The following is a 14205-nucleotide window of genomic DNA, read 5'->3' on the forward strand; positions in this document are numbered from 1 at the left end:
TTCTGCCCATCCCACAGCCGGATATTCCTGCCCATCTTCAGACTTCTGAACAGGAATTTCTGTATCCGTTCTTATTCTTTCTGTCTCAGCAGCTTCCGCCGCCCATAAACTGCAGGATTTCCACAACGTCTCCGTCTTTCAGCACGGTCGTGTCGTAAGTCTCTCTCTTGATGATCTCTTCATTCAGTTCTACTACCACCTGCACCGGAACATAGTTACATGCTTCCAGATATTCCGTTACGGTCACCGGAGCTTCCAGGGTTCTGCTCTCACCGTTTACTGTGATCATGTTCTCTCCTTTCCGGAAATTTCGCCAAGTCAGAAGTAATTCGCAATCTCTTCCGGTCAATCGGATATTCGCAATCCGTAAAAAAAGAGTTCACAAAGAAATACACCCGCGGTGGTGCACCCCTTCATGAACTCTGTTCACTCTCAAAATTTCCCATGTTTAATTGTAAAATATTTCTCTGTAAATCCTGATCTTACGTATATTCAGTCGGATAAAACATCCGCATCCAATAAAAAAGGAGATACACCAAGGTATCTCCCGTAAATTCATCTTATACGTTCCTACGTTGGCATTATCCAAATCAGGTATAAGGGTCGAAGTTGAAGACTTCCTCTCAGCCTGCCGTCACAAGCTCCCCCGTTATTTACATGATTTAGTATAATTCCGATCCTGCTTCATGTCAAGAATAATAAATTTTTGTCTTATTTATAATTTATAAGCAGTGAATCCCAGATCATTCATTGTCAGGTTTAAATTCTTTTTCAGATAAGCATTTGCTGCTATCATTGTCGCTTTCATCATAATGTTGGAAGTATCCTGCAGATCTGTCATCGCTTTTTTTCCGTTTGTATACAGGAAAGTCAGATTCTGACCTTTATAAGCAGATGCTTTTGTGGAAGAAGTCAGCAGCACAAAGACTCCATCCGAAGACAGGGCGGACTTCACACTGACCGTATCAGATTTCACACAGTTTCCGATAATATCCAGTCCGGCAAGTACTCCATCTGAAGGCACAGAAATCAGCATTCCAATATCTATCTTATCTTCTTTCTTCAGATAACCGATTATCAGAGTACTTTCTTCATTTACTTTGACATTTATAAACTGACTTCCGTCTTCGGTATATCTGCCTTTCTGACTGATATATTTTTTCAGTTTGGCATAATTCTGCGTCATTTTTGCGTTAGCCGATGCAGGATTCTTTACAGTAATCTTACAGGTGAATTTTCTGCCGCCAAGGATCGCTGTGATATTCGCTGTTCCTGTTTTTACTGCGGTGACCTTTCCGGCTGAAGTTACACTGACAACCTTTGTGTTGCTGCTCTTCCATGACGGTTTCAGACTGGTGCCGTTGATCTTCAGTGTATAAGTTTTTTTCGGTGCCAGTGTCAGGCTGGTCTTATTCAGGGTGAGATAATTCAGACCTGCGATCGCTGTCAGACCTTTTTTATTATAACCGCTCCAGATTATATTTTTTCCGGATTTCCGGTAAGCTTTTACCGTATAAGTATAACGTGCTCCGGTGCTTACTTTTGTGTCGGTAAATGCAACATTCTTACTTCCTGTGATGGTTTTTACTGCTTTCCATCCGCTGTTTCCGGTCTTGCGGTATACACGGTATCCGGCTGTTCCTTTTACCTGTTTCCAGCTGAAAATGATCTTATTCCTGCCGGAGATCTTAATAGAAGACATGGCCGGCGCTGCTACAGTTACTGCCGCCTGTACTTCTGCCACGCTGATCAGCTCCGGAACCGCAGCTGGTGCCGCCGTCGCAAGCATAAAACCTGTCAAAATGCCACATAAAGCTTTTTTCCAATTTCTTTTCATACGCTTTTTTCCTTTCTGCTTTGTGGTGTATCTGGATTTCTCAACAAATATAGTATACATTATAAAAAATATTCCTGCTATGATATTTTTCGCCGAATCGGGGCTTTCGGTGAAATTCGGCAGTTTTTACAATGGCATAAAAAGGGGCTGTAAAAAAACATAGCCTACAAAAAGATCTTTGAAACCGAGCACGTCGATCTGCAGCACTTATATATAGATGGATCAAAATTTGAAGCAACTGCAAACAAGCATTCCTGGGTATGGAAAAAAGCAACTGAAAAATCCAGGTACCGTTCAGATATGGACTGTTTTATTCCTCTCATGAAAAAATTTCATGAGGCCTATGGCTTTTATCCAAAATATCCTGTAGCGGACGTCCTTATGCAGAGAAATACAAAAAGGTCAAAGGAAACCGTACAGTACGGGTCAATCAGGAGTTGACGGTAATGCACCAGGAAGTGATCCGTAATCTGGAAAGTATTCAGGGAGCATCATTCAGAATGAATCGTTCCATCCAGGCGGAAGGAACTTTTGGAATCATGAAAAATGACCGGTGGTACAAAAGAATGAAAGTAAAAACAGCCGCACAATTTCAAAAACAACCGAATTTATGGGGAGAGGGGAAAGTATGCTCTGAATCTCTCCTCAATTCTACGATTTGTCCTAAAAGAGCATAAAAAGGAGCGTGCTCCAAAATGATTTCTCATTTTTTCACACGCCCTTTTTTCAGTGCCCTTGTAAAATCAAGGGTTTCTGCCACTTTATTTTTATTTAACTGTCGAAGATGGGATTAGCTTATGCTTTCCCCACGGATTTGTCAACCAGAATATATTACAATTCCGGAACCACTGTAGTCCATAGATGATTTCCTATTTTCTGGAAATCCCCCTCCAGAGACATTACAGTTACTACTGCATCCTTGTCAGGAAACGCCAGACAGAACTGACCATAATTTCCATCGGATCGATAGGAACCAGCTTCCGGATTCATTACAAACTGATATCCATATCCAAAACCGGAATATAGATTTCCCGGGCTTCCTGCCGCTGAATTGTCTACAAGATTGGAAGTCGCAACTTTCATATATTCTTCCGGCACCAACTGTTTTCCATTGTATTTTCCTTTATGAAGAATCATCTGTCCATATCTGGTGAACTCATCAATATTTACATAAAGACCATTCGCCGCATGTACATGACCTTTCGGACACAAAGTCCAGTCCGGATTTCCAATTCCCAATGGTTCAAAAAATCGATTTCTCAGATATTCCAGAAGATTGACACCCGCACGTTTTTCAATAGCACAGCTGATCATATAAGTATTGAAATTACTGTACAGCCACTGAGTTCCTGGTTTATTTACAACCTTCGCATTTTCAAAGAAATATCTGATCCAGTCCGGCGTTGTATAACGTTCCGGCCAGTCACAGAAAAATAGCGAGCTTTCCAGACCGGTAGTCATTGTCAGCATATTTTCCAGAGTCACATCACCAAGATATCCTTCTGCTTTCTCCGGAGCATATTCCGGAAAAATATCAACGATCTTCTCATCCAGATGAATCAATCCCTCATCCAGTGCAATTCCCACTGCACAGGATACCACGCCTTTGCATGCAGACCAGGTATTCAAACGGGTTTTCACCGGCATTCTCTTATATTCTGCCGTTAACTGTCCTTCACGCCATATCTGCGCATACATAACATTGAGATTTTCTTTTAAAGTTTTGATAGCAAATTCATTGATCAGGTTTTGGTCTTTATTCATAAACATCAATCCTCCCACACACTTGTTTCCATCTTTACATCAGGACTTGCACTTCTAAACCATCCGTAAGCCATGCATACTACAATGGCTATCAGGCTGATGATTACTACCGGAAGTTTCAGGCTTCTGCAGGAATTGATAAAAATGCAGATATATGCGAGCAGGCTCAAACAGCAGAGGAAATAATATTTTCCGTTAGAAATATGCATTGGTGATTTTTCCCAAGCTTCCGCATGTTTCTTTGGGAGCTGAAAATATGCGTAAATCTGTAAAAATGCCAGAGCAGATGCCAGAAGCATAATATTATTTACAACATCACTGATAGAAAAATCCAGTAATACCGGTAAAATTCCCATGAGATAAGTAAATGTCATCAGTTTCCAGTAAGCACCGCGTCCATTTTGTGCTGCCCAGGATTTCGGAAGCCATCCATCTTTACAGGACTGAGCAACCGGAATACAGTTATTGGAAATTGTAGAGTTAATAGAAGATGAAAGTGCAAGCACCGGACCACCGATCATAAATACTGTAAAAAGAGCCGGATTTAAAATATTTTTAGCTACCAGAGTAAGTGGCTGTCCTGCCACCTGATCCAATGGAAGCACACCACTGGCTACAAGTGCAACACCACCATATACAACCATTAGTGTCGGTACGCAGTACAGAAGTGCCTTTGGAATATCCTTATGTGCATCCTTCGCCTGTTTACCATAATTCATGATACAGGAGTAACCGTTTGTTGAATATACATATAGCAGGATTGCTGAGAAAAATCCAGATGGTCCGTTTGAAAAAAAGTCTGGTGCTGTAAAGTCAAATACCGGATTTTTCAGCTGCAGAACACCAAGAATAATAAACAGTCCCAGTGCGACAAACAGTAAAATAACCAGGATTTTCTGAACTTTCGCCATTACATCCACGCCGCAGAGGTTAATTACAAAGAATACACTCAATGCTGCGATACCAAACCATTTCGCATTGATCTGTGGCCAAAGGGAATTGGCATACATACCGATTGCAACACCATAAGTCGCAAGGTTAATCGTCTGTGGTAAAAATCCAACCGCATACATACCGGCTACTCGTTTGCCGGCCATATCTCCTACCAGAGAATAAAAGCCCCCTCCAAGTTTCAGTGTGGATGTGATCCACGGGATCGGTGCGATCATCATAAATCCCCAGATACATGTAGCTACATACGCCAGCCACGCTGACTGTCCTGTCAGCAAAATCGCCGGACCGATCAATGTCAGAACTCCCGAACCAATTGCCTGTCCTACACCAATCGTATAAAGATCACTTCGTTTCAGATAACCTGTTTTTTCTTTTACTTCCTTTGCTGTTGATAACATAAAAGCCCCCTTTTCATATAAGTTTCAATGTCGATAGTGTATTTAATTCTTTTTCTGACGTCATATGAATTATTTAATGCTATATTATCATTTAAAATTCAGAATTTCTATTGACAATATCATTAAAAATCCGCCTTTTTAATTGTGCATTATTTACATTTTATTTTGTTTTAGAAGAATTTTTTGCTCCATTATATTGTAATTAAACTTCGCACCTGTTATAATTCATTATACAAACTACACAAAACAGGAGGTTTTTCATGAAAGTAGAACAGTTGATCCGTGAAAAAATATCTTCTCTTTCTGCCGGTCAGAAGAAAGTTGCCGAATATATATTACAACACCTTGATTCTTTCAGTTATTCCACCCTTGCGAAACTCAGCAAGGAAATTTCCGTAAGCGAAACCACTATCATACGCCTTGCTTATTCTCTGGGTTTTGAAAGTTTTTCTGAAATGCAGAGAACTGTACAGAATGACATCCTTTCCATTCCCACAACTACATCAGATGACACACTGGATAACGGAAATTTCTATCAGAACATCATTGCAAAAGAGCTCCATTCCATGGAAAACTGGGCTTCCCACCTGAATCAGGAAGATATGGATCAGATCGTTACTCATCTGACCAATGCGAAAAAACGTCTGATTGTCGGTGCCCGTTCCTCTTACAGTGCAGCACTCTGGATGGGAACTCTGCTGAATCAGCTTCTTGGAAATACCAAGGTGGTTCACGAATTTTACGATTCCAATTTCGAATATCTCACAGAAGCATCCGAGGATACAGTTGTTCTTCTGATCTCTTTTGCCCGCTATACCAAATGGTCTCTGAAATATGCACAGATTGCCAAAAACTATGGTGCAAAGATACTCGCCGTCACAGACAGCATTTCATCACCGGCATGGGCGCTGGCAGACCACGCTATCATTACAGAGATCAATCTCAATGAAATGGGATTTAACTCCTTCTCATGCCTCTATTGTCTGTTTGACAGTATTGTTGCAAAAATCCGAAAAACCAGGTGCAAATCCATCAGTACACGACTTCATGACCTGGAAGAACTTTATTCAGACTTTGATCTTTTTTACGAATAATAATTTCAGGGGGGATTATCATGCATGAAATTTTAGATATTTTCCTGGAAAAATCGAAACAGCATCATTCCAATATTATCTATGCCCAGATATACAAAAATGACGTTTTAAAAGAAGAATTCAGACTTTTTCCGGTAAAAACCAGATTAAATATATGGTCTGTCAGCAAGCCCTTTGTTGCAATGGCTGCAGGTATCGCAGAACGTGAAGGACTGATCACACTTGATGAATATATTTATCCCTGGTTTGAAAAATATTTTCCGTCAAATCCTTCCGAAAATCTTTACAAAATAAAGATCCGTGATCTTCTTACCATGTCATCCGGTCAGAACGATCCGCTCTTTTTCTGCGATGGACCGGAACGATACAGAGAAAAGGACTGGGTAAGATATTTCTTTCAGAATGATTCTTTTCCCTATACACCCGGTACTCATTTTGTGTACAGCAATTTCTGTTCCTACATTTTGTCTGTTCTTCTGGAAGAGAAATCCGGAACGGGTCTGCTGAATTATCTGCGATATCGTTTCTTTGAACCGGTTGGTATTCCGAATCCTGACTGGACCCTTTGCCCTCAAGGACATTGCATGGCAGCTAACGGACTGTATCTAACAATTGATGAACTGGCTCGTTTTGGACATCTGCTTCTGCATGAGGGTTCCCTGAACGGAAAACAGATCGTCCCAAAAAAATTCGTTATTGATGCCTGTCAGAAACACATTGATTCTTACAATCCACTGACGGAACATCCAGATTACCAGAGCTATGGTTATGGATATTTCATATATATGGGACCTATGGAAGATACTCTGATCCTGTCCGGCAATTACGGCCAATACTGCATCATTGACAAAAAACATCAGATGGTATCCTGTGTCATGTCCCTGGATGGCAATGACCACAAAAAAATCCGTGATGACTTGGTAGATTCTCTTGCAGAATATTACGGTGTGAAAATTTCACAATCGAGTAGGAGGGAGTGATTAGCTCCCGTCCTCTCACACCACCGTGCGTACCGTTCGGTACACGGCGGTTTCAATAGTTGATGTGCACAGACTGATAGGCTGTGGCTAAATCATAAAAGCCACCGTTTATCAGTCTTTCTTTTGTCATGGCTTTCTTAACTGTTGTCAGATTCGCACAATACCAGTGTCCTCTCCGGCAGTTTGCTGCCATGTTCGCATAGTATTCGTGTACTCCCATCTTTATCAGATTTCTTTTCTTTGTTCTTGGAAGTTTCCACTGTTTCCATATACACATGCGTATTCTGTGATAGAGCCATCCGTTGATGTCTTCAATATTGTTTTTCATGCTTGCTATTCCGTAATAGTTCAGCCATCCTCTTGCATATACCTTGATTTTCTCAAGGCTTGGTTTGATTGACTGTACAGACTTACGGGAAGATAACTCTTTCAGTCTCGACTTAAACTTCTTCCATGACTTTGGATGAACGCGAACGTAGATACCGTTCCCATTCCTTCCCAATGCAAAGCCAAGAAACTTAAAATTTCGGATTGCAAACACGCTGACAGTACGGCTTTTCTCTCTGTTGACTGTAAGTTTCAGCTTCTCTTCCAGATATTTCGTACTGCTTTCCAGAAGTCTCTCCGATGCCCGTTTGCTCTTCGCAAGGAGCACAATGTCATCTGCATATCGGATACATGGGACTCCTCTCTTTACAAACTCCTGGTCAAACTCATTAAGGTAGATATTCGCCAGTAATGGGGATAGGTTTCCTCCTTGTGGCGAACCTTCCTCTGTTTCCATCACCACTCCATTCTCCATTACCCCACTTTTCAGATAACGCTTAATCAACTGTACCACCCGTTCGTCCTTTACGGTCTTGCGCAGTAAGTTAATAAGGATTTCATGGTTAAGTGTATCAAAGTATTTCGATAAATCTAAGGATACTGCATAAGTGTATCCTTTTTCTGCATACTCCTTCACTTTAAGTATTGCGTCTTTGGCGCTTCTGCCCGGACGATAGCCAAAGCTACCATCTGCAAACAGCGGTTCATAGATTGGCACTAACTGTTGGGTTATTGCCTGTTGGATGGTACGGTCTATCACCGTTGGTATGCCAAGCTTTCGCACACCACCGTCTGGTTTTGGAATTTCAACCCGCCTTACCGGAGATGGAGTATATTTTCCTCTGAGTATCCGGTTTTTCAGTTCCTGTTGATGTTCCTTTAGATATGGCAGGGTTTCTTCGATACTCATTCCATCAATACCTGCCGCTCCTTTATTCGCCTTCACTCTTTTATACGCTCTGTTTAGATTATCTTTGTACAGTATCGCTTCCAAGAGTTTCGGCTGTGCACTGTCTCTTTCTTTCCATATCCGATTGAATGACCTTGACGCTTTCGCATACCCTTCATGTTCCGCACTATCTCTTTGCGAACAGCCACTTTTTGTGTTTTCTGTCATCATCAGTCATTCCTCCTTTCCCAGTCATACTCAAGACTCCTACTGATTCGGTCCTTCACCTTTCGGCTACTATGACCTCTGCTGACTTCTGTGCGTTCAGCACTGCTTTGTACAGTGGTTACTCCTTTCGGAGCATACCGCACAGACCTCCCCGGGTACCACACGTTTCTTCCTCTCCATCCATCTGCCTTATTTATCACGCATGATTCCGTGTAGTTATTGGGCTTTGACTTGGATAGCAGCCTTACCCTCATGCATAACCTTATATGAGATTTCTGTTCGTCAGACCAGAGATTTGCCCGTGGTTAGTCTGTTCCCACATCCGGCTTCCTTCGGATTCCGTCTCACGATGGACACCCTTGCCTTCGGCTATATCCTTCCCACTACCGGGCGGATTCGGGACTTTAACCCGTTAGAAACGTGCGCCGCCGGGCGCACTATATAAAAAAATGCCGCTCCCGCGGCATTTTTTTATATCACAAGCCAATCCTCAACCATAGCTGTATTATGTAGCAGCACTGCCTCATTTCCCTTCGTTACAAAAATCCTCTGCACAAACACATCCACAACTTCACCTTCCAGGACAGGTTCTTCGTCAAGGCTTCTTCTGGCGCTGAGTATGGTGTTTCCTACACGGACTTTCAATTCCAGGCTGCTGCCGCGGAATGATACTCGTTCTACGACGCCCTCTGTTGCAGAGCTTTTATATTTCTGTTCCTCGTTCTTCTTTGTCACTTTTACAAATTCCGGACGGACGATGGCTTTTTCGCCTCCCGGAACTTCCTCGAAATGATTGAACACCTGGTAATCATCGATCACGGAAGTCTGCCCAAAAAATCCCGCCGTAAACGCAGTGTCCGGATTCTGGTAAACCTCCAGTGGAGTTCCCTTCTGCTCGATCCGTCCACGGTTGGTAATAATAATTTCATCCGCCACCTCAATAGCCTCATCCTGATCATGGGTAACAAAAATGCTGGTGATCTCCAGCTTCTCGATCATATCCTTCAGCCAGCTTCGAAGCTCCGTACGAATCTTCGCATCAATAGCCGCAAAAGGCTCATCCAAAAGAAGCAGCTGTGGATTGGGAGCCAGCGCCCGGGCAAAAGCAACTCGCTGTCTCTGGCCGCCGGACAGCTGACTTGGATATCTTTTTTCCAGGCCTTTCAGCCCGATCAGCTCTACCAGCTCCATAACCCTCTGTCTGATATACTTCTTATCCGCCTTCTGTACCTTCAGGCCAAATGCAATATTATCATACACCGTCATATACCGGAAAAGAGCATAATTCTGGAACACAAATCCAATGCCTCGCTCGCTGGCAGGCACATCATTGACCACTCTTCCGTCGATGATGATCTCTCCGCTGTCCGGCTGCTCCAGACCGGCGATCATACGGAGAATCGTAGTCTTTCCGCTTCCACTGGGACCCAGAAGACCGATCAGCTTTCCCTTTTCGATACCAAAGCTTACATTATCAGATGCCTTATAATCCCCATATGTTTTATTGATATTTTTTAACTCAACGTACATCGCCTTTTTCCCCCTTTCCTTTATGCTCCAGAACATTTCTTGCGATCAGAAGGATCACCGCCAGGATCACCAGGATCGAAGAAACCGCAAATGCCGGAACATACTGGAATTCGTTATAAAGAATTTCCACATGAAGCGGAAGTGTATTTGTTTTTCCACGGAGATGTCCGGACAGTACGGACACAGCTCCAAACTCTCCCATGGCTCTGGCTGTACACAGCACAACGCCATAGAGGAATGCCCACTTGATATGTGGAAATGTCACTCTGGTAAAAATCGTCCAGCCTTTTGCTCCCATCAGTGCTGCCGCCTCTTCCTCATCGGACCCTATGGATTCCAGAACCGGTATGATCTCTCTGGACACAAATGGAAACGTGACAAAAATCGTTGCCAGGATAATTCCCGGAACTGCAAATACAATCTGTATCCCTGCACTTTCAAGAACAGAATAAAGAGGACTCTGCTTTCCAAAAACCAGGATATAGATAAGACCTGCGATAACCGGTGATACCGTAACCGGAACATCGATCAAAGTGGTAAGGAGTTTTTTTCCCCGAAAATGAAATCTGGTCATTGCCCATGCCGCACACAAACCAAAGATCGTGTTGCATACAACAGCCGCAGCCGTCGCCTCAATGGTCAGCTTCAGCGCCTTTAGTGTATACTCATCTGTCACCGCCTGCACATAGCACTGCCATCCCTTGCTCAGCGCCTGGGTTACAACAACCACCAGGGGCAGTACCAGCATCACAAAAAGAAAGATTGCGGAAATCCCGATAAGGATCCATTTCACCGGCCCGGAAGCCTGCTTCTTTTTTTCATCCATTATGCATCCCTCCCTCTGATACGTTTCGTATTTCTTGCCTGCACCAGATTCACACCAAACAGGATCAGGAATGATGCTGCCAGTGTAACCAGTGCGATAGCTGTTGCACTTTCATAGTCAAACTCCTGGAGCTTTGACATGATGATCAGCGGCGTGATCTCTGTATAGTAAGGCTTGTTTCCTGCGATAAAAACAACACTTCCGTATTCTCCCAGGCAGCGTCCGAAGGCAAGTCCCGCCCCGGAAAGCATTGCCGGCAGAAGCTCCGGAAGAATAACTCTGCGAAAAACGGTGAATGGCTTTGCACCCATGACACGAGCCGCCTCCTCATAAGAACCGTCCAGCTTCTCCAGAACCGGCTGAATGGCCCTGACTACAAAAGGGATTCCCACAAAGATCAATGCCACCGTGATACCGATCCTGGTATATGCGATCTTAATACCGAAATTTGCAAAAAAGCTTCCCACCAGACCTTTATCGGATGTCAGGGATGTCAGTGAGATACCGGCAACTGCAGTCGGCAGTGCGAAAGGCAGCTCGATCATTCCATCCATGATCCTTTTTCCCGGAAAATCATATCTTACCAGCACCCACGCAAGGACCAGGCCCATAATGGCATTGATCACTGTGGCCGCAAATGCGGTAATAAAGCTTACATAGAATCCGGACAAAACCCTCGGCCGTGTGATCACCTCAATAAATTCCCGAAAACCCAGCCGCACCGAGTATACTGCCAAAGACGCAAGAGGAATCAGAACTACGATACTCAGCATCGCCAAAGTCACTCCCATTGTCAGTCCAAAGCCTGGTATCACACGTTTACTCTGTTGTTTCTTCATTTCTGTCTCCCCTCTTTTCTATTCTAAGTTTCTGATCTGTTACAAATCTCAGGCTCTTCTACTCTTCATAGATCTCATCAAATACTCCGCCGTCTGCGAAATGCTTTTTCTGAACTGCATCCCAGCCGCCGAAATCTTTGATCGTTGTCAGCTTCACCTTCAGGTTAAAAGTATCTGCATGCTTTTTCAGGATCGTCTGATCAACCGGCCTATAGTAATTCTCCGCGATCAGCTCCTGAGCTTCATCGGAATACAGATATTTCAGATATGCTTTCGCAGCTTCTGCATTATCATGCTTTTTCACATTTTCATCTACAACAGCAACGGATGGCTGTGCCAGGATACTGATGCCCGGCGTTACGATCTCGTAATCATCCGGATTATCCCTTACAGAAAGAAACGCTTCATTTTCCCAGGCGATCAGCACATCACCCTGCCCGTTTTCCACGAAAGAGGTTGTGGCACCTCTTGCTCCGGAATCCAGAACCAGGACATTTTTATAAAGCTTCTTGATAAAGGCTTTCATCTCTGTCTCGTTGCCGTTATATTTCTCATTGGCATAAGCCCAGGCTGCCATGTAATTCCAGCGGGCACCACCGGAGGTTTTCGGATTGGGAGTGATCACCCCCACACCATCCTTTGTCAGATCATCCCAGTCGTGGATATTCTTCGGATTTCCCTTCCGAACAAGAAATACAATGGTGGAAGTATAAGGAGCACTGTCATCCGGATATTCATCGATCCATCCCTTGTCGATCAGACCGGCATTCCGGATCGCATCGATGTCATATTCCAGTGCAAGTGTCGCCACATCTGCAGGAAGTCCGTTGGAAATCTCAAGGGCTTGCTTTCCGGAACCACCATGAGACTGGATCACATCCACACTCTGACCTGTTTCCTCTTTCCAATATTTTGAAAAAATCTTATTATATGCTTCATAAAATTCTCTGGTCGGATCATAGGATACATTGATGATCTCCACATGATTTTTATCCTTTGTATTGTTTCCCGATACTGCAAAAGTTCCTGCCAGTACCACTGCTACCAGTGTGATACAGACACCTGCGATGCGTTTTCTTTTCATGATCTGTGTACTCCTTTACAACCACATTTTTATTTAAAAATCTTTTCCCACCAATGTAACTGCTTCATTTCGCTGTCAAATCATACCTGTTCTTTCCGTTTACTGTGGTTCTGTAATTTTTTTATTTGAATTGAATACATTAAACCATATTATTCCCATTAATTAAATAGGAATATTTGAAAACGTTTTCACAGAAAATATTCTGGCCATAGCGCAACCGCATCCTGTCTGTCATTATATCTGCGTATCCGCAATCCTCAGATACAATAATCACTCCACATACTGTCCTCCACACTGCTGCAGCTGTTCCGTATCATCAATCTGCCTTCCAGCTCCATTCGCACAATACCGGAATGCCCGCCCTTCAGCCGGTCCAGCAGCAGGTATAATGCAAATTTTCCCATATCTTCCTTAGGCAGGCTCACCGTTGTCAGCATCGGCCTGGTAAACTGTGCCTCCTGGATATCATCACTGGATATGATCGAAGGCATATAATACCGGTTCCGAAATTTATTCAGGCACTTCAGCATTCCGATCGCCGAAATATCATTGGCACAGTAAATTCCGGTCGGCATGTCGTCCGACTGAAAAAACTTTTCCATAGCTTCATAACCCTCGGCCTCAGTCTGCTTTGTTTCGATAACATATTCAGGTATCACATCCAGATCATGCTTTTTCAGTGTTTCCAGATATCCGTTATACCGGTCTTCGCTGTGGCACTGGCCAATATATCCGATATTTTTGTGACCCAGGGAGATCAGATATTCCACTGCCGCTGCTGCGATCTTTTTCCCATCACAAAGGACCTCATCCACTTCATAATTGGTAGAATTCCGGTTCACCGATACCACACTCTTATACTTCTTATTCAGCTTCTTCAAAGCCTCTTTATTACATCTGCCGATAATGATCAGACCATCCCTTTTCTCGTCCACCTCGTCATACATTCCGTCGATCAACCGGTCCAGATTCTCTCTTCGGCACTTCCGGTCATCGGAAAACACAGACATATACCATACTTTGGAAAGAATGCAGTTTTTATCATGGATCTCACTTTCGATCACCCGAAGGAGCTCCGCAAAAAACGGATCGGTCGTGGAAGAATCGGTTCTTGTCATCAGGATATTGATGTACCAGGTTTTCTCCTGCTTTGCGGAAACACCTTTTTTCAGATTTCGGGCCGCCTCGTTGGGTACGTAATTCATCTCGATAGCTGTTTTCCATATCTTATCCCGGAGTCCGGGAACGAAACATTTATAATTGGGGTTATTCAAAACTCTGGAAACTGTCGCCGGAGAAACCCCTGCTTTTTCTGCAATCTTCTTGATGGACATGTACCCGTCCCCTCCCTCTGAAAAAAAATCTGCCCGCTGCCAGTCCTGTAAGCTGCTCAACGTCATCTGTGTAACAGAACTTTTTATTATTCCTAATTTCATAGTAATTAAATATGTTTTA

General features: G+C 43.4%; 12 protein-coding genes, 1 pseudogene and 1 riboswitch. Of the genes and pseudogenes, 3 read left to right on the plus strand and 10 right to left on the minus strand.

Annotation, left to right across the window (positions count from 1 at the left end; translation table 11 throughout):
* Positions 1-85: 85 nt before the first annotated feature.
* A complete protein-coding gene (gene thiS / locus EYS05_RS06535) occupies positions 86-289 on the minus strand; it encodes a sulfur carrier protein ThiS (RefSeq protein ID WP_118515991.1) in 204 nt (67 codons plus the stop codon).
* Between the two features lie 261 nt (positions 290-550).
* Positions 551-658: riboswitch (TPP riboswitch) on the minus strand.
* 57 nt (positions 659-715) lie between these two features.
* Positions 716-1837, minus strand: coding sequence for an Ig-like domain-containing protein (locus tag EYS05_RS06540; protein WP_243119249.1), 1122 nt, complete (start codon positions 1835-1837; stop codon positions 716-718).
* A 365-nt stretch (positions 1838-2202) separates the two neighbouring features.
* On the opposite strand from EYS05_RS06540, the pseudogene EYS05_RS18170 reads away from it, so the two are divergent.
* A pseudogene (locus tag EYS05_RS18170) lies at positions 2203-2406 on the plus strand (transposase); the annotation flags it as partial.
* Positions 2407-2668: 262 nt separating this feature from the next.
* Here EYS05_RS18170 and EYS05_RS06550 read toward each other — a convergent pair.
* Entirely contained in the window at positions 2669-3601 is a 933-nt protein-coding gene (locus EYS05_RS06550) for a serine hydrolase domain-containing protein (protein ID WP_158293310.1), read from the minus strand.
* Between the two features lie 5 nt (positions 3602-3606).
* Positions 3607-4953, minus strand: coding sequence for an APC family permease (locus EYS05_RS06555; protein ID WP_138276837.1), 1347 nt, complete (start codon positions 4951-4953; stop codon positions 3607-3609).
* 260 nt (positions 4954-5213) lie between these two features.
* On the opposite strand from EYS05_RS06555, the gene EYS05_RS06560 reads away from it, so the two are divergent.
* Together EYS05_RS06560 and EYS05_RS06565 are read left to right on the plus strand one after the other, a co-directional pair.
* On the plus strand, positions 5214-6047 hold the full coding sequence (locus EYS05_RS06560) for a MurR/RpiR family transcriptional regulator (protein ID WP_138276838.1): 834 nt from the start codon (positions 5214-5216) through the stop codon (positions 6045-6047).
* 20 nt (positions 6048-6067) lie between these two features.
* Complete coding sequence (locus EYS05_RS06565) at positions 6068-7027, plus strand: serine hydrolase domain-containing protein (RefSeq protein WP_138276839.1); 960 nt, start codon at positions 6068-6070, stop codon at positions 7025-7027.
* 52 nt (positions 7028-7079) lie between these two features.
* Here EYS05_RS06565 and ltrA read toward each other — a convergent pair whose 3' ends face one another.
* From ltrA to EYS05_RS06605, 6 genes are all read right to left on the minus strand, one after another.
* Complete coding sequence (gene ltrA / locus EYS05_RS06570; RefSeq protein WP_330575480.1) at positions 7080-8474, minus strand: group II intron reverse transcriptase/maturase; 1395 nt, start codon at positions 8472-8474, stop codon at positions 7080-7082.
* A gap of 468 nt (positions 8475-8942) precedes the next feature.
* On the minus strand, positions 8943-10001 hold the full coding sequence (locus EYS05_RS06585; protein WP_138276840.1) for a sulfate/molybdate ABC transporter ATP-binding protein: 1059 nt from the start codon (positions 9999-10001) through the stop codon (positions 8943-8945).
* Positions 9991-10827: a sulfate ABC transporter permease subunit CysW gene (gene cysW, locus EYS05_RS06590; RefSeq protein ID WP_138276841.1), complete on the minus strand. Its 837-nt coding sequence runs from the start codon at positions 10825-10827 to the stop codon at positions 9991-9993. The genes EYS05_RS06585 and cysW overlap by 11 nt, the downstream gene beginning before the upstream one ends.
* Positions 10827-11666 carry a sulfate ABC transporter permease subunit CysT gene (gene cysT / locus EYS05_RS06595; RefSeq protein WP_138276842.1) on the minus strand — a complete coding sequence of 280 codons (840 nt, stop codon included), beginning with the start codon at positions 11664-11666 and terminating at the stop codon, positions 10827-10829. The genes cysW and cysT overlap by 1 nt, the downstream gene beginning before the upstream one ends.
* Before the next feature lie 58 nt (positions 11667-11724).
* Entirely contained in the window at positions 11725-12750 is a 1026-nt protein-coding gene (locus tag EYS05_RS06600) for a sulfate ABC transporter substrate-binding protein (RefSeq protein ID WP_138276843.1), read from the minus strand.
* 257 nt (positions 12751-13007) lie between these two features.
* Positions 13008-14084, minus strand: coding sequence for a LacI family DNA-binding transcriptional regulator (locus EYS05_RS06605; RefSeq protein WP_138276844.1), 1077 nt, complete (start codon positions 14082-14084; stop codon positions 13008-13010).
* Positions 14085-14205 lie beyond the last annotated feature (121 nt).

Origin of the sequence: Blautia sp. SC05B48, assembly GCF_005848555.1 — a bacterium.
Lineage (GTDB): Bacteria > Bacillota > Clostridia > Lachnospirales > Lachnospiraceae > Blautia_A.